The 15,801-nt window shown below is 57.6% G+C and carries 20 protein-coding genes, 1 tRNA gene and 1 pseudogene; 14 read left to right on the forward strand and 8 right to left on the reverse strand.

The features are described 5' to 3' along the window. Positions 1-116 precede the first annotated feature (116 nt). From ureE to K5880_RS11730, 4 genes are all read left to right on the forward strand, one after another. The gene (gene ureE / locus K5880_RS11715) at positions 117-656 is read left to right on the forward strand and encodes an urease accessory protein UreE (protein WP_297652054.1); all 540 of its coding nucleotides are present in this window, start codon (positions 117-119) and stop codon (positions 654-656) included. Further along, positions 643-1,362, forward strand: coding sequence for an urease accessory protein UreF (locus K5880_RS11720; protein ID WP_297652057.1), 720 nt, complete (start codon positions 643-645; stop codon positions 1,360-1,362). Before ureE ends, K5880_RS11720 begins: the two co-directional genes overlap by 14 nt. Next, positions 1,356-2,036, forward strand: coding sequence for an urease accessory protein UreG (ureG, locus tag K5880_RS11725; protein WP_297652605.1), 681 nt, complete (start codon positions 1,356-1,358; stop codon positions 2,034-2,036). The genes K5880_RS11720 and ureG overlap by 7 nt, the downstream gene beginning before the upstream one ends. A 229-nt stretch (positions 2,037-2,265) precedes the next feature. Further along, positions 2,266-2,353, forward strand: a tRNA-Ser gene (locus tag K5880_RS11730). 241 nt (positions 2,354-2,594) lie between these two features. Here K5880_RS11730 and K5880_RS11735 read toward each other — a convergent pair. Next, positions 2,595-2,846 carry a helix-turn-helix transcriptional regulator gene (locus K5880_RS11735; RefSeq protein WP_297652060.1) on the reverse strand — a complete coding sequence of 84 codons (252 nt, stop codon included), beginning with the start codon at positions 2,844-2,846 and terminating at the stop codon, positions 2,595-2,597. A 95-nt stretch (positions 2,847-2,941) separates the two neighbouring features. On the opposite strand from K5880_RS11735, the gene K5880_RS11740 reads away from it, so the two are divergent. The 5 genes from K5880_RS11740 (at position 2,942) to K5880_RS11755 (ending at position 6,381) form a co-directional block, all read left to right on the forward strand. After that, on the forward strand, positions 2,942-3,451 hold the full coding sequence (locus K5880_RS11740; RefSeq protein ID WP_297652063.1) for a hypothetical protein: 510 nt from the start codon (positions 2,942-2,944) through the stop codon (positions 3,449-3,451). 258 nt (positions 3,452-3,709) lie between these two features. Continuing rightward, the gene (locus K5880_RS23150; RefSeq protein ID WP_366882879.1) at positions 3,710-3,829 is read left to right on the forward strand and encodes a hypothetical protein; all 120 of its coding nucleotides are present in this window, start codon (positions 3,710-3,712) and stop codon (positions 3,827-3,829) included. A gap of 270 nt (positions 3,830-4,099) precedes the next feature. Beyond that, positions 4,100-4,768, forward strand: coding sequence for a hypothetical protein (locus K5880_RS11745; protein ID WP_297652066.1), 669 nt, complete (start codon positions 4,100-4,102; stop codon positions 4,766-4,768). Continuing rightward, complete coding sequence (locus K5880_RS11750; protein WP_297652069.1) at positions 4,752-5,342, forward strand: hypothetical protein; 591 nt, start codon at positions 4,752-4,754, stop codon at positions 5,340-5,342. The genes K5880_RS11745 and K5880_RS11750 overlap by 17 nt, the downstream gene beginning before the upstream one ends. After that, complete coding sequence (locus K5880_RS11755; RefSeq protein ID WP_297652072.1) at positions 5,275-6,381, forward strand: MBL fold metallo-hydrolase; 1,107 nt, start codon at positions 5,275-5,277, stop codon at positions 6,379-6,381. Before K5880_RS11750 ends, K5880_RS11755 begins: the two co-directional genes overlap by 68 nt. Before the next feature lie 106 nt (positions 6,382-6,487). Here the strand turns inward: K5880_RS11755 and K5880_RS11760 are convergent. The 6 genes and pseudogenes from K5880_RS11760 to K5880_RS11785 all read right to left on the reverse strand — a co-directional run. Continuing rightward, positions 6,488-6,715, reverse strand: a pseudogene (locus K5880_RS11760) (isocitrate lyase); the annotation flags it as partial. Positions 6,716-7,055: 340 nt separating this feature from the next. Continuing rightward, on the reverse strand, positions 7,056-7,718 hold the full coding sequence (locus K5880_RS11765; protein WP_297652076.1) for a hypothetical protein: 663 nt from the start codon (positions 7,716-7,718) through the stop codon (positions 7,056-7,058). Between the two features lie 119 nt (positions 7,719-7,837). After that, positions 7,838-9,391, reverse strand: a complete 1,554-nt coding sequence (locus K5880_RS11770; RefSeq protein ID WP_297652080.1) for a hypothetical protein — start codon at positions 9,389-9,391, stop codon at positions 7,838-7,840. A gap of 360 nt (positions 9,392-9,751) precedes the next feature. Continuing rightward, positions 9,752-10,147 (reverse strand): KTSC domain-containing protein, encoded by a 396-nt coding sequence (locus K5880_RS11775; protein ID WP_366882881.1) that lies wholly within the window; start codon positions 10,145-10,147, stop codon positions 9,752-9,754. Positions 10,148-10,150: 3 nt separating this feature from the next. Beyond that, on the reverse strand, positions 10,151-10,708 hold the full coding sequence (locus K5880_RS11780) for a hypothetical protein (protein ID WP_297652083.1): 558 nt from the start codon (positions 10,706-10,708) through the stop codon (positions 10,151-10,153). Between the two features lie 175 nt (positions 10,709-10,883). Further along, positions 10,884-11,615: a hypothetical protein gene (locus K5880_RS11785; protein ID WP_297652086.1), complete on the reverse strand. Its 732-nt coding sequence runs from the start codon at positions 11,613-11,615 to the stop codon at positions 10,884-10,886. 348 nt (positions 11,616-11,963) lie between these two features. On the opposite strand from K5880_RS11785, the gene K5880_RS11790 reads away from it, so the two are divergent. Further along, positions 11,964-12,149 carry a hypothetical protein gene (locus K5880_RS11790; protein WP_297652089.1) on the forward strand — a complete coding sequence of 62 codons (186 nt, stop codon included), beginning with the start codon at positions 11,964-11,966 and terminating at the stop codon, positions 12,147-12,149. Positions 12,150-12,161: 12 nt separating this feature from the next. Here the strand turns inward: K5880_RS11790 and K5880_RS11795 are convergent, their stop codons facing one another. Further along, positions 12,162-12,857, reverse strand: a complete 696-nt coding sequence (locus tag K5880_RS11795) for an SOS response-associated peptidase family protein (protein WP_297652093.1) — start codon at positions 12,855-12,857, stop codon at positions 12,162-12,164. 110 nt (positions 12,858-12,967) lie between these two features. Between K5880_RS11795 and umuD the strand changes: the two genes are divergently transcribed. The 4 genes from umuD to K5880_RS11815 all read left to right on the forward strand — a co-directional run bounded on the left by umuD (position 12,968) and on the right by K5880_RS11815 (position 15,743). Beyond that, positions 12,968-13,345 (forward strand): translesion error-prone DNA polymerase V autoproteolytic subunit, encoded by a 378-nt coding sequence (gene umuD, locus K5880_RS11800; protein WP_297652096.1) that lies wholly within the window; start codon positions 12,968-12,970, stop codon positions 13,343-13,345. Positions 13,346-13,356: 11 nt separating this feature from the next. Further along, positions 13,357-14,667 carry a Y-family DNA polymerase gene (locus K5880_RS11805; RefSeq protein ID WP_297652099.1) on the forward strand — a complete coding sequence of 437 codons (1,311 nt, stop codon included), beginning with the start codon at positions 13,357-13,359 and terminating at the stop codon, positions 14,665-14,667. Positions 14,668-14,761: 94 nt separating this feature from the next. Next, positions 14,762-14,974 carry a hypothetical protein gene (locus tag K5880_RS11810; protein WP_297652103.1) on the forward strand — a complete coding sequence of 71 codons (213 nt, stop codon included), beginning with the start codon at positions 14,762-14,764 and terminating at the stop codon, positions 14,972-14,974. A 319-nt stretch (positions 14,975-15,293) separates the two neighbouring features. After that, positions 15,294-15,743 carry a hypothetical protein gene (locus tag K5880_RS11815; RefSeq protein WP_297652106.1) on the forward strand — a complete coding sequence of 150 codons (450 nt, stop codon included), beginning with the start codon at positions 15,294-15,296 and terminating at the stop codon, positions 15,741-15,743. Positions 15,744-15,801 lie beyond the last annotated feature (58 nt).

Below are 15,801 nucleotides of genomic sequence, written 5' to 3' on the forward strand. Positions count from 1 at the left end.
CCGCGCGGGCGCTCTACCAACGGCACGGCTTCTCCCCCTGCCCGCCTTTCGGCCCCTACCGCGAAGACCCCGCCAGCTGCTTCTACACGCGCAGCCTCTGATACCCCCCGCACGACATGCTCCAGGTCTCCAAACTCATTCCCCAGGGCCGTGGCCTGGCCAGGCCGCTGGTGCAACGCGCCGCCCAGCTGGTGCTGGACTGGGACATCCGCCAGAAAAGCCGCTTCGACGCCACGGCCTCCGACGAGCGCCACGTGGGCGTGTTCCTGCCCCGCGGCACCGTGGTGCGCGGCGGTGACGTGCTGCTCACGCAGGACGGTTCGCTGCTGCGCGTGGTGGCCGCACCGCAGCCGGTGCTGCGCATCACCGCCTGCCCCGACCATCCCGCGCAAGACCAGGCCTTCGACCTCATGCGCGCGGCGTACCATCTGGGCAACCGGCATGTGCCGATCGAACTGCGGCCCGACCACCTCAAGATCGAGCCCGACCACGTGCTGGCCGACATGCTGCGCGCCATGCACCTCACTGTGGTGGAGGTGCGCGAGCCTTTCGAACCCGAGGCAGGCGCCTACGGCGACCATGGCGCAGGCGCGCACGGCGGCCACAACCACCACCATGGTCATGGGCACCAGGACCACGGCCATGACCACGGATGAGGTGATGGAAGCGCCATCGCGCTCGGCCGCCAGCCTGCTGCAAGTCCTCTGGCTCGCCTCGCCCGCCCTGCCGGTGGGCGGTTTCTCGTATTCCGAAGGGCTCGAATCCGCGGTCGATGCGGGCCTGGTGCACGACGAGGCCAGCGCGGCCGCCTGGCTCACCGACCAGTTGCACCTGGGCCTGGCGCGCAGCGACCTGGCGGTGGTGGCGCAGGCCATTCCCGCCTGGCGCGCGAACGACCTGGCGCGCATCACCGTGCTCAACCAGTGGGTGCTTCAGACGCGCGAGACGCAGGAATTCCGACTGCAGACAGAACAGATGGGGCGCTCGCTGCTCGAATGGGCGCGCCAGCTCGGGGACCTCAGCAACGGCGTGTCCGAGCAGCTGCAGGCCGCGCAACTGACCCCGCCCACCTACCCTGTGGCCTGCGCCTGTGCGGCCGCCAGCGCGCAGGCCAGCGTGCGCGACAGCATGGTCGGCTACGCCTTCGGCTGGGCCGAGAACATGGTGCAGGCGGCCATCAAGTCGGTCCCGCTGGGCCAGAGCGCGGGGCAACGCATGCTCGCGCGCCTGGCGCAGCAGATTCCCGACGCGGTCGACCACGCCCAGGCACTGCCCGATGACGCACGCCAGGCCTTCACCCCGCTGCTGGCCATTCTTTCCGCACGCCACGAAACGCAGTACTCTCGACTTTTTCGATCATGACCGCCCTGCACCACATCCCCCACCGCACCAAGTCCCTGCCCCCGCTGCGCGTGGGCATCGGCGGACCGGTCGGCTCGGGCAAGACCACCTTGCTGGAAATGCTGTGCAAGGCCATGCGCGCGCGCTACGACCTCGTGGCCATCACCAACGACATCTACACCAAGGAAGACCAGCGCATCCTCACCGTCAGCGGCGCGCTGCCGGCCGAACGCATCATGGGCGTGGAAACCGGTGGCTGCCCGCACACGGCGATCCGCGAGGACGCGTCCATCAACCTCGAAGCCATCGACCGCATGCTCGAACAGTTCCCTGACGCGGACGTGGTGTTCATCGAGTCCGGCGGCGACAACCTGGCCGCCACCTTCAGCCCCGAGCTCTCCGACCTCACGATCTACGTCATCGACGTGGCCGCGGGCGAAAAAATTCCGCGCAAGGGTGGACCGGGCATCACCAAGAGCGACCTGTTCGTCATCAACAAGACCGACCTGGCGCCCCATGTGGGCGCCGACCTGGACGTGATGAAAGCCGACACCGCACGCATGCGCCCGGACGCCGCGCGCCGGCCCTGGGTGATGACCAACCTCAAAACCCTGGCGGGCGTGGACGAGGTGGTGCGCTTCATCGAGCAGCGTGGCATGCTGCGCAGCGAGGCGGCGGAGCCCGCACCGGCCTGACACCGGGGCACAAGCTAAAATCGCTCCTTGCAATCGCACCTGGAGACGTGGGTGAGCGGTTTAAACCAGCAGTCTTGAAAACTGCTGGACTTGGGCACGATGGAGCGAGATAAGTGAACAAAATCAATATGATAGGTGAACTCTGAGGCATCGCCTTGAGAGCCGATTAGCAGATGCTTAGCGCATCAATAAGTATGATCAGTCGACCCGTCATTGAAGGTCGGAGTTGGGAAGCGTGGCAGAGTGGTCGATTGCACCGGTCTTGAAAACCGGCAACGGGAAACCGTTCGTGAGTTCGAATCTCACCGCTTCCGCCAGTCAAGATGACTTGGATTCTTTGGTTGGATGGAGATTGCCCTGCTTGCCAGGGCTTTTTTTTTTTTTTGTAGCCCAGCACAGTGACTCGGCACCGACGAGCGAGCGGGCTAACTCGACATATGCGCGGCTACAGGCCGTGAGCTGCGTCACCCGCCACCGTAGTACCGGCCGTAGCGCACTGATCGCGGCCTGTGCCGCGCTACGGGCCCTGCATCGTCGATCCAAAGGGTACTTGCGACCCTACTTCTTCGCCTCTTCCAGCAGTCGCTCAGTTTCAAGGACCAGGGTGGTGGGAGCCACGCCTAACGCACCGCCGAGACTGAACAGTGTGGTGATGGTCGGTTGGCGCAAGCCTCGCTCTAAACGTGAGACGAATGTGCGATCAACTTGTGCACGAAATGCAAGTTCCTCTTGAGAGATGCCCAGCGCGATGCGCTGCTTTTGCAGCACAACGCCAAAAATTCCCGCGATAACTGGACCCTCGTCTTTCATGCGCGACGAATGTCGACTTCTTGTAGCCTATAGTCCACGGCCTATAGGCACGTCTTAAAGGTTTTCGGTGAGGCCGGGCGTGCGAGGAGTCCGCCATGGCATTGGCAACTTGCAAGGAATGTGGAAGGCAAGTGAGCACGCAGGCCAAAGCCTGCCCGGGGTGTGGAGGTCCGCCGCCAAAGACACCGCCTCAAAAAATCACATGGAAGGGCTGGACCGCGCTTTTCTTGGTTGGATGGATCGTCTTCAGCGTGTACTCAAACACGGACGAAACAGCAGCCTCGCAACAGGCGGGAGCAAAGGCGAAGGAAACTCAGAACGCCGCCCGTGAAGAGCAGAGCCGTCAGTGGACTTGGGTTTCAAAAGGGAAGGAGGCAGTGAAGCAGAGGCTCAAAGACCCGGATTCGGCACAGTTTCGCAATGTGTACTTTCATCGCGGGAAATCAGGCGTGCCTGTTGCGTGTGGTCAGGTCAATGCAAAGAACAGCATGGGCGGCTACTCTGGCTTCCAGCGATTCGTTTCGGGCACCACGGTGGAACTCACCTACCTCGAGAAAGAGGTAGTTGGTTTCGCTAAAGTGTGGAATGAGCTTTGTGCAAATTGAGCACCCGCGCTCAGAAGCAACGAACGAGTAACGTGCAGCAGCACACGCGACTACTTCTCTCAGGGACGGGAGATGAAGTCCAACAACGCGGCCTTTGCAGACAGGCTTAGGCATGTTGCCGACCTTCACCGACGCGGTCTCGTCGGTCTCGTCGAGAATGCGCTTCGCAGGTATCCGCTCTAACGGTCAGGGCTGGCATTGTGCAGCCTGCGTACACGTCGCTAGTGGAGCCGGACCGAGCTCGCACTTCGCGCGGACGTGGATCGGAACTACATCTCGTTGATCGAGCTCGGCAAGAACAGTCCGAGCGTGCGGCTCGTGTTCAAGCATCTGCGATGCGCTGGATCTCACACCCTCAGATCTGATGAAGGACGTTGAGAAGCGGATGAAGGTGCAGATTGCCCGGTAGCGCGTGCACACCAGTGGGACCGTCAAGACGACGTTCGTCAGTCGCTACGAGCCGCGCAAACGCAGACCCACTTGAAATGAGTGGGGAAAATGCACAAAAATAGTCAAAATGTCAGCTATTTGCGCTAGACAATTTCGATGCCCTCCAGTCATGATGTGCCGTTTCATCAAAGGAAGTCGGAAGAGTTGTAGATCAATACTCGACCGCTTGCGTAGCCACTTAAACAGCTATCAGAACAAATGTTTCAGACTGACTACAGGAAAACGCTAACGATTGTTGCCACAGGACCTTTCGCTCCTGCGACATTTCACCCTTGGTGGTTTGCATACTTCAAGCTACTGGGCGAGGGCGAAATCCAATCAATTGCGGATAATCCATCCTCCATAGTGACTCCCGAGGCCACTATATTTAAGGTCGCCGGATTCGACATCGACGTGAGAACCAATAGAATCCAAATAGGCACTTCACAAGAGAACTTATTCGAACCTGTCAGAGACCTAATATGCGGCACCCTCGATGTCCTAGAAGGAACATTTATAGAAGAAATTGGGATCAACTGGACGCTACATTACGCAACACCGAGTGAAGCAGCGTGGCATGCGGCTGGAGACAAGCTCTGTCCAAAAACCCTTTGGGGTGAGGTGTGGCCAAAACATGCTGGGATGTTGAACTTGCAGGTGGAACTCGAAAGAAACGATGACTTTCAAGGAAAAGTAAACATTCAATTCCAACCCTCGAAAGTCTTGAAACATGGCGTTTTTTCATCGATAAATGATCATTACCAAATAAAAAGAGGTGATGAGCACGTCTCGGCAGCGGATGCAGCGAGTTTCATCAGAAAACAATGGGGGAACTCGAAAGAAATTGCCGACCGCCTCTTTGGTGATATTTATGAACGCACCAAATAACACATCAACGACAGCGACAGACTCAAGGCAGGCGACAAGTTATTTGTCGAGTGGGATTGCCGATTTTAAACCCAACCTTAAGGGAGTTGATGGTAAAGCTCTGCTTCCAAACTTAGGCAACGAAAACACGGAAGTGAGCACAATTGAAATTGGCGCCACAGAGACAAAATTACACGCCAGAACCAACTCCCTAACAAAACTACAACAAGAACTCGATGCGTTTATACCGTTAGAGTCATGGAGTGGAAAAATTGAGGAAGTTGATCTAAAGTCTCGCACCTACACTGCGACTGTGATTAGCCACGACAACGGGGCTCAAGAGTCTGCAGAGTTTGGATTTGATGAGATCTCTGAAGACGACCTTGAACTCGTCGAGCCAGGGGCCATGTTTTACTGGTCGGTCGGCTATCAAATTGATATATACCGACGCAGGTCAACCGCCTCTGTAATTCGCTTTAAAAGGATTCGGCATTGGACTCGAAAAGAGCTTGAGCAAGCTACAGCGAATGCCAGCGACGACCTCGCTTGGTTTCTCACCAATAGGGCGCAACCAAATGACGCCGCCAAGCCCTGATCAAATAGAAGTAACACTCATAGGCCCGAATGTTGGGGAGTGCGTAATCCTGCACTATGCTGAAGAATGGATTATTGTTGACAGCTGTATCAGCCGAGGGACAAAAATGCCCGCAGCGATCTCCTACCTACAATCAATTGGAATCGATCCACAAAAAATAAAGATTGTTGCCTGCAGCCATTGGCACGATGATCACATAAGAGGAATTGGAGACATTCTGCAGTTTGCTCCAAATGCTAAATTTTGGATGTCTAACGCACTCGCTGCCAAAGAATTTCTCACGCTAATTTCAGCCTACAGGGAGTGGCCAAAGGACGGTTCTGAGTTCACATCTGGGTTGGAAGAACTGGCCAAGTGCCTTGATATTGTAAAGTCGCGGGGTCAAGCTCCACATTTCGCAAACCATGACCAGCGACTTCTGCTTTGGCCTAATTCAAGTGCAGAGCTCTGGGCGCTGAGTCCGTCGGCAGAGACAACTAGAGTCAGCCTTGTAAACATGTCAAGCATGCTGCCCGTTAATTGGGCAAAGAAAACTGCACTACCTTCAGGACCCAACCATGTCGCTGTTGCCATGCATTTTCGAGCTGGCGCACATTCAATTCTACTTGGCTCAGACTTGGAAGAGCATGGAAATACTCAAACTGGTTGGAATGCGGTGCTTTCGAGTCAAGGGCGCCCCAACTCAATTGCCAGCCTATATAAGGTGGCACATCATGGGTCTCAAACAGGCGAACATCCAGGCATTTGGAGCCAATTGCTCACGAGCACTCCAATATCTATTTTGACTCCATTTACACGTAGTGATCTCCCACGCCATGACGACGTAACCAGAATTACGACTAACTCTTCGAGCACGTACATCTCGTCAATGGGGAAGGCAACAGTTGGGAAGCGCTCAGGTGCCCTTGCTAAAGCAGTCAAGCAGAAGAAACTCGCAAGTCTTGAACTACATGCGGGAGCTGTGCAGTGTCGAATTAACGCCGCAGATGCCACCGCTAACTGGAGTGTTACTTTGCTGGGCGGAGCTGGACGCCTTTAGACTGTCAAAGCTGAACTCTACAAGCTCAGTACACCCATAATAAAGCCACCCCGAAGGGTGGCGATTCCTGTCTCCTCTGCCTCTGCGGGGCCCGTTGAGCGTCAGATCAGTGGAATTGCTCTTCTTCGGTCGAACCCGTCAGGGCCTTCACGCTGGAGGAGCCGCCCTGGATCACGGTGGTCACGTCGTCGAAGTAGCCCGCACCCACTTCCTGCTGGTGCGACACGAAGGTGTAGCCCTTGTCGCGTGCGGCGAATTCGGGTTCCTGCACCATTTCCGTGTAGTGCTTCATGCCTTCGCCGCGGGCGTAGGCGTGGGCGAACTGGAAGGTGTTGATTCTGCCGGCCATAGGGAATCGCGAACATAGGTCTGTAGCATCGAGTGGCCAGGGAGTCCGTGGAGTGGAGCACCCATCGACCACCCAACGGGGCCGTCTATGGCGAGGCCCGCATCGGACGGGAGTCGCGCCACCGGCAACATAGGCACGCGGTGGTTTCCCACCTCACACCCAACGCACAGTGACCGGAGGCAGTGAGCAGTGCCTTCGGTGCGGAGAAAATTTTGCCCAGTTTTCAGGCCTCACGCTCGCCCTTTGGTGTGGAGCTACGATAGCGACCAACGGCCACAAGCGGCCGGTGCGGTACTTCTAAAGCGGACGTCCACTTAATGGAAGGCTAGGCCTCAGTCGCTGCAGCCCAGTAGTTGTGCCATTGGGTGAGGAAGTACTCTCGCCACTTCGAGTTAAGACGAGAAAGCAACAAGTGCGGGCGTGACTCGATGGGTTTCCAGTGCTTTGCCGTGTACACCTCGATCTTCAATGTGCCTCGAAAGGACTCTGGGTCCACGATGAAGAAGCCGAGAGCGGGCAGGAAAGGTAGGAGACGGTACTCGAACTGAGACGGGTACCTCTGCTTCCAATCCTTCAGGCGCTTGAGGACTTCGTGCATGGACGTTTGGAATTCGCTGGCAGAGTTGAAGCGCGGGTCGATGAGCGAGAGCATTTCGGATAACGCGTCGGTGGGACTGAGCAAGAGAACATGGAGCCGCACGCCTCGGGCAAGGAGCCGGTCAACCGATGCGGAACAGCTTTCGACCAGGAACTTGCAGTCGTTGCCCGAGACATAGACAGACGCCTTGGCCGCAGCCAATCGAGCCTCCATAGCACCAAGCCTGGCGTCTACTTGCGCCCGATCCAGAAAACGAAGGCCCAAGAAATACTCCTGCAGACCCAGTGTCCCAAGGAATCCCAGCGCAACGATTGCCGGCTCCCAATCTGGCGCACGTGCAAGCCAAGCGACGGCAAGGAGGAGGCAGAGGAAGTTGATTGAGCGGAGCATGTGCGCGGGTTCCTCTGAGGTCTAACGTAGAAATGACCGGGCCACGTCTCCTCCAACTCAGCTCGACCACGATCGCTAATTGCCATAAATCTCACCGACATTTTTTGCACGCACCTCAGTCAGACCTTCACTTTCGCCCCGTAGTGGTAGAAGACATTCCTCGTTTCAAAAGAAACGGTCGAACCAGGGAGTTGCGTCGGGTCATCAAACTCTAACTCGACTTCTCGCAAACCATTCATAGTGACCTTGGTAATGAAAGTGTTCGCTGGTTCGATCTCGTATACGGTCTGGCCGTGGAAAAACCAGCCGGACTTCGTGATTGCGATTTTGAGCACCCCATTTTCGAATGTGTGATGTAGGACGGGCTCTGGTAGCGGCATGTCCCAAGTGTCGATCCACAGTTCCGCTGAAACCGGTTGGCCGGCGTCATCACTTTCAACGAAGGCATAGTCCATGCTCACTGCATTTGCGACTGCGCCGCGTGTGTAGCACTCGGTAGCACGGAACCCGAAGACCGTCTGCATCTCGTGGTTAAGAGTCGCCTCCGAAGGGTAGGAGTAACCGCCGCTCTGGGAGTTTGAGACGAGAAGACGGCCGCCTGCTGACATGGTCGCAATGACTCCGCTTCCGTCGAGGACGCCGTCCCCAAAGCCTTCTCTAAAACCATTGATCATCTTTGGCTTGCTTGGAAAAGCCGCCAAAGAGTGCCCTGTTCCGCCGGGAGTCAATATAGCAGCGACAACTAGGTCATCGTCAGGAAGCACATCAAGCAGTGTTGTCTGTCCATCGCCTGTAACCGCTACTGGGACGTGAAACTGGTGAGTGTGATCGACCGTAATGGGAGCATTCGCGGGAAGTTCGGTCTCATACGAAACTGCCGAAAGATCAAGGGGAATCGCCGCAGAGAACGGTCCGCTGAGATCAGTCGAAGTGGCGATGTGAGATCTCAAAACGCCGTCCACAAGTATCTGGGCGCGCACCAAGCACTTTCCCCCGGTCGCTCCTACATCCGCGCCGCCGAAAGAGTTGGTGAAGGGTAGTTCTTTCTCGTCTCCCACGATCAGCGTACTTGCATCCACTAGCCGGTAATACATGCGCCCGTTAGATCGATCCTTGTACGTGAGGATGCCCGTCGTGGGAACAGCGACCGCTGGGAGACCTATTGGCGGTTGAACAACGGTGAAGAATGGGAAATCGACCTGCTGGTGACCGGTATTGATCTCTCGATCGTCCAGCAACAAGCGGGTAGTGTCACCACTTTTCATCACGCAACAGACGATTGGTCGACCGTCCTGCTTTCTCAATGCGATGTGGGCGCGAATGCCTGTGCCAAGAGCGATCTCACGCCGGTGCGTGATGGCTCCGTTTGCGAACGTGTATTGATAGACGCCATCAGTCTCAATGGCGACGACATGAGTCACTCGACGAACTTCGTCGCGTACCAGCATGACCTGGGTGCCGACGAACTGGTTGGCGTCACGCAACGATTCTGTGACCCTGACTCCGCCATGCACATTTGATTCGAGGGTCCAATTTACAGCCCGAATGGGGCGCGGTAGCGGTGCCGTGTCGAAAATTTCCTCTGAAATTCCGGACGTTCGAGCTAACGAGAAAGTCGTGAATGGTGCGACGTTAGCAGGCTGGACCTGCGCAGAACGAGGACGATATTGCATACACTTTCTCCTTGTGAGTTCGACATCACGAGACTAAGACCGAACTACCGCGAGCAATTTCTTAGTGCGTCAGAACTATTGCAGGCATGCGACTCTTATGCAAGGAGGAGCCTACTCAAATGAGATGATGTTCTCGGCTGACACCATATTCAAATGTGGTGAGCATGTAGATCCGTCGGTTTGGCCCGCTCCGTGCTGGGGAGCATATTGAGGTAGTTGTGGGCTTGCGCTGAGAGTTGAACCACCCCGGATTTTGAGGAGGCTCAAGCTACCTTTATCGGCGACACCTGCCAAGCGTTGCCTGAATTGCCCAGACTCCCCAGAAACTCGTGAGCCGCTGGGAATCGCGTCGGTCGAACTCTACCGCCGATATTTTTTTGGGATGGGATGCGTCCGGCAGTCGAACGGTCCGTCCGCGCCGCTGCCACGTATGCGCGCCTCAAAGAACTGCCGTTTCGAACTGGCCCCTTGAAGGCTTTGCACGGTTGCGGAGTCGATTTCGCAGTAGTGGTAGTAAGTCGTTTTCAGACGGATGACCATGTACCGCTCGGCTCTGTCATAGCAAATCCGAGACACGTCACTGCTCTCGTTGACGTCCACGCAAGTAAACGAGTCCAGGGACACCCCACCGTGGTATTTGACTTGCACTGTTTCCGCTGTGGCGCTCTGGCACATCAGAAAAAGCGCAGCAAAAATGACAAATTTCATCACATGACCTCTATGAGGTTGACTTTGTTCCAGCGGTGGAATCGACATGATTTACGAGGTAAGCCCCTGAATTTCCGACCAAGCATCCCTGAAGGAAAGTCCGTCCCGCAACAGCTCCACTAGCTGTTCCTTTGCATCCAGATCCAGTTTTGGGATACGCCGCGCCACGTATTCCTCATGCACCAATTGCCGCGCTACGTCATCTCGGCGGCGCTTGAGGGGTGTAGCTACTTTGTAGGCAGTCTCCACGTAGAGATCCCACTTTCCTTGCCAATCAGACCAGCCGTACCTCGCCACAGTCTCCATGTCCTCGTCCCATGATCCAAGCACAGTTTTGTAGCTTTCTCCCGGACGTCCGGATTCATTCACGGCGATGCATGTGAGTGGCGGCAGTTCATGTTCACGAGTGAACTGCACTATGACTTCGAGGCGACGACCAATAGATACGGGAATCGCTCCTGCAACACAGGCATCGCCCGGGTGAGCATGGCAAGCGCGGTCCAAGACCTCCTTGTATCGGATCGGTTTACCGGGATGAGTCCGAGCATGATCCAAAAGGATGTCATAGAAGACTCGCGCGAGGTGAATATCGGTTTGAGTGGTTTTCATCGGGCGCACCCCTTTTCAGGAATGAGGTCAGCTAACATCTCGTTTTTTTGAACCACCCGGGTATTCCCACAGCCGCGCGAAACATGGAGCAGCGGAGCCGGAGGCGGCCGTCCGCACCGATATCATTCGTAAAACGCCTAACAACGACATCTCACAAACGCACTTCATAAGTGGATCACTTCTCCGGTTTGCAGAGGGATGGAACTACTCGACAGCGCAATAGGGTAGGAGAACTAGCGAGTGGCGTCACCACAACAATAGCGTCCGCCGGAACCACGCGCACACGAGCATCAGGTTCAACCAGCAATGCAACCGAATCGAAGCGACGTATAAGAGTGACTTCAGCTGTCGAGTTAACTTCGCGAAGGCGCAAATGTGCGGACAAGGTTGGTTGGTGGGAGAGCATTGCTGACGTTCCATCCGAATAACCCTTACCTGCCACTAAGAGGATGGCTACTAGCGCAAGCATCAGGAGCCGTGCAGCGCCAGCGCCCAATTTGGCTTCGATGTTCGCGTGGCCAAGCTGAAACCGAAACCACAGCATTGCCGAGAATGAAGCCACTGTGAGAGCGAGGGCTGTGGCTGTAGACCTCAAACCAATCCCGATCAAAATCGGTAAGGCTGTGCAGAAAAAGAATATGTCCACATAGTCTAGCTTGTGGCTTGCGGTAGCTCCGTTCACCGCCGGACGAGGCTTCTGCGCTAGGCCGAGAATGCCTCCGACGAGCCCGAAAATGCCAATCACAGGTAGCCAAATGATTGCGCTACGTACGTGGTCCGCGATCGTTGTGGGTACTTCGGCGAATGTGAGGCCAAGCGCATGTAGCAGGAAGAAGTCGTAAATAACGGACAAGGCCAAAACAGCGGCCGTGACGACAGTCAAGTTTTTACTCAGCTTTTCAAGCATTGTGTTGTGCAGCCCTGTGACGCCTAACGTTAGACCAAGCAGCCTGCCTTCGACAGGTTCATCTGACCGTGAGATTACAGTATTGGCTTCCACTGAAAAACTGACCTGTTTTGCTCACAATGCGTGTGGGCCAGTTTGATGGAAATCTCGGGTCAGAGATCGCTGAAATTCAACACCAAGCAGACATCGGATTGAGAGGGGCAAAAAGCAGCACACATCTCTCACTGCAACCTGCCCACACCACGAAAAGACGCCCGCCCACCGTGAGGCAGACGGGCCAAGTTCAAGGAGACAACAGCAAGCGGATAATACTGTACATAAATACAGTATTTTGGTACCATAGCAAACATGGACGCCCTCCCCGCACACATTTGGATCGCCGCCTGCGCCCATCAACTGCAGCAGCAGTGGCGCACGGTTGACCCTGTTCAGCTGGAGGATCTGGCGTGGGATCTTTGGAGAGATGAGCGCCTGCGTGCCCTGAGTCCAGACCAGGCTGCGCAGGTGTGGCTGGAGCCGGTGACGGGGAGATGACCTATCGGCTGATCACGCACTCGAATCCCCGCTGTCCGCCCTCTTCCGCTTTCCCCTATCAGGCTCAGGCGTCGATATCAGCATGTGTGCTGGATACTGCCGCATGAACTCCATGGATTGGGCCGCGGGCGCATCGAGCCACCCGTCGTACTGATCGGGGTGGAGGATCACCACCATCCGCTTCTCGTCCTGTGGCTTGTGGAAGTGCTTGAACAACTCATGATCGTCGGCATTGACGGTGAGCATGGTGAAGCTGAACACCTCGGCCCCTGTCGCCTTGTGGTTGCTGGTCCACAGCCCGGCGATACCCATGGGCATCCCGTCCTTGCGCTGAATGCGGGTCGGCACAGCCACACCACTGCGCCAATCGGGCTCGTAGATGTATTCCACGGGAATGATGCAGTGCTTCGCCTCGCGCCAGGCATCGCGGAAGCTGGGTTTCTCGGCCACCGTCTCTGATCGGGCGTTGTAGGTGCGTCGGCCGAAGGTCAACTCTCCGGTCCAGTGCGGAATCATCCCGAATAGCCCCGCCACGGCCTCGCGCGGTGGCACCGCCTCGTCGCCCACATCCTTGTTGGGGTGTCGCCGAATAAAGGGCGCCTCGTAGAGGGGCCACACCTCGGACTTGATGGTGGGAGCGGGGGCATCCACACCAAAGTACATCCGCAGGCGCTCGGTGCTGGTGACCGCGACATAGTTGGAACACATGGGGGAAATTCTGATGGCAAAAGGGATCACAGCCGTATACTGGATGAATGAACAGTATTTGTGCCGGCTCTGAGCCCGCGCCCTTCTCGGCCTCGTCAGTGGTGCTTCCCATGCCCTCTGTGGGTGTGCGCGCGGGGTTCCCGTCGCCCGCCGAGGACTTCGCGGTCAATCGGCTGGATCTGACGCAAATCCTCGTCACGCATCCTCAGGCAACCTTCCTGCTGCGGGTGGCCGGTACTTCCATGCGGGATGCGGGCATAGAGGACGGCGATACGCTGGTGGTGGATCGCGCCATCAAGCCCCGTCACGGCCATGTGGTGGTGGCCGTGGTCGATGGGGATTTCACGGTGAAGTACCTGCACCAACGCGCCGGTCGGGTGCGCCTCAAGGCGGCCAACCCCACGTTCCCCGACATCGTGCCGAAGGACGGTCAGACCATTGAGGTTTGGGGTGTGGTCAGCTCCTGCATCAAGCGCTTCGCTGTTTGAACGATGCGACCATGTATGCCCTCGTCGATGGAAACAACTTCTACGTCTCGTGCGAGCGCGTCTTCCGGCCCAGCCTGATCGGGCGGCCAGTGGTGGTCCTGTCCAACAATGACGGTTGCGCCATCGCTCGGTCTAACGAGGCCAAGGACCTTGGCATCAAGATGGCCGCGCCGTGGTTCAAGATTCGACACCTGGAACAGGAGGCGGGACTGGTGGCACTGTCCGCAAACTTCACGCTCTACGGCGACATGAGTGATCGCATGATGAGCCTCGCTGCGGGCCTCGGACCGACTCAGGAGATCTACTCCATCGATGAGAGCTTCATTGGGCTTGACGGTGTACGCGGCGACATGGTGAAGCGGGCACGAACGATCCGGGAACGCGTCCTGCAGTGGACCGGCATCCCCTGCTGCATCGGCATCGCCCACACCAAGACACTGGCCAAGCTGGCGAACCACATCGCCAAGACCGCCGAGCGCAGGCCGGGCAGCTACTCCAGCGAGTTGTCCCAGGTGTGCAATCTGGCCGGTCTCCCCGCGCAGGACCTAGACGAGGTCCTCGGGGCCACGGAAGTGGGCTCCGTGTGGGGTGTGGGTCCACGGATCGGCAAGCAGCTTCGGGAGGCGGGAATCCTCACCGTGCTCGACCTGGCGCACATGGACCTGGCCACCATTCGCCGCAGATGGAACGTGACGCTGGAGCGCACCGTGCGCGAGATCCAGGGACAGCCGTGCATTGACATAGACGACGCTCCGGCACCCAAGAAGCAGATCGCATGCACCCGGTCATTCGGCAAGCCCATGCACGAGCTGAGGCCCCTCATTGAGGCCGTGAGTGAATTTGCTGCGCGGGCGGCCGAGAAGCTGCGTTCACAACACAGTCTGGCGACCGAGCTGCTGGTGTTCATGCACACCTCACCCTATAGGCCGGGGCGGCAGCTCTCGCGGAGTGTGGTGGTGCCCCTGCGCAGGCCCACGGACGACACGCTCGCAATTGCTCAGGCGGCGGCGGACGGCATGCGGTACATGTACGTGCCGGGGTACCGCTTCATCAAGGCCGGGGTCATTCTGGTGGACCTGCAGCCGGCGAGTGTGCTGCAGCGAGAACTCGATCTGGAGCCCCCTGAGCAATCCGAGGTGAAGCGCGATCGCTCCCGCCTGATGGGTGCCATGGACGCCATCAATGATCGCTACGGCAAGGGAACGGTGCACGCAGCCTCCACGGGGAGGACCGAGCCGCAGCGCGAGTGGGGAATGAAGCAGGAGCGGCGGACGCCTCAGTACACAACGCTGCTTGAGGATGTTCCGATTGCGCGGGCGTGAGATGCATGTCCTCACCAAACTCTCACGAAACCATGATGTTTGTGTGACAGGTTCCGCTGATCTCCTACATACCCCCCGGGCGTATCATCCCGCCGTGAATTTCCCGCCTGGCCACCCCACACTGCTCCGCCATCCCGTTCCGGATGACGTTTCGTTTCCGGCAGAAACGGTGCTCGAACTCGCTGCCACCGCCTACGAGGTTGAGCAGCGCGGCGACTGGTGGATCGTGCAAATCGGGGCCACGGGAGAAGCGGTCTATCAGGGCCCGGGGCCGGTCGAGGTGTTCATCTCCCCTGCGCCCTTTTGATCTTGGGACTGAACGGCTGAACTTGATACGACCCACTCGGCATCGATCTCGATCTAGTTGCCGGACCATGAACATGTGGGCGGCACCCCTGCTGAACTTGCAATCATGGGTAGAGGTGAGAGGCGTGGGACTGAGTTTTGAAGTCAATTTGCCGCAGACCCGAACACGCACACACTTATGGGCGGTGTTGCGTTATGGGCTATGGGCTAAAGGGGGCCGTCGCAGGCCTGCACAAATGGTTGCTGCGCCCTGCAAGGCGGGTTGCTGGTCACCCGAGACTTGTCCTAGGCTTGCCGCCTTTATGTGAAGTGGAGCAATCATGGAAGTCAAGACGTACACCAAGCGCACCAACGCGCGACGAGCCGCCCGCGCTGAGGGCGTGCCCGTCGAAGCCATCGAAATCACCGTCTACAAAAACGCGCAGGGGGTGCGCTTTGGCTGGAAACGGTTGACCGGCGATAGCGGGCGACAGGCGCTGACCAAGGCCGCCCCCAGTACCTTGGTATTGGCACGCTTCAAAAAACCGCCCCTGCCGCCCGCAGCCGCCCCACAACACGCAGTGCGCAACGGGGTCAAGCGACCAGCCCAGGGAGGGCTCTGTGCGCAGGTGTGGGAATGGCTGGACGTCCATCCCACCGCAGCGGTGCGAGAAGTGAAAGTTGAGGCAGACGCACGCGCGTGGAATGTTGGAAACGCAACATGCGAGTATTACGCATGGCGTCGATTTAATGGTCTGTCGGGCAAGACATTCCGCCCGAACACCAGTTGAATGTGAGTTGCTGCTGCAACAAGGGGGTAGAAACCACGCACAACTGCACAACGAGAAC

It is taken from the genome of Hydrogenophaga sp. (assembly GCF_025699295.1).
Taxonomy (GTDB): Bacteria; Pseudomonadota; Gammaproteobacteria; order Burkholderiales; family Burkholderiaceae_C; genus Hydrogenophaga.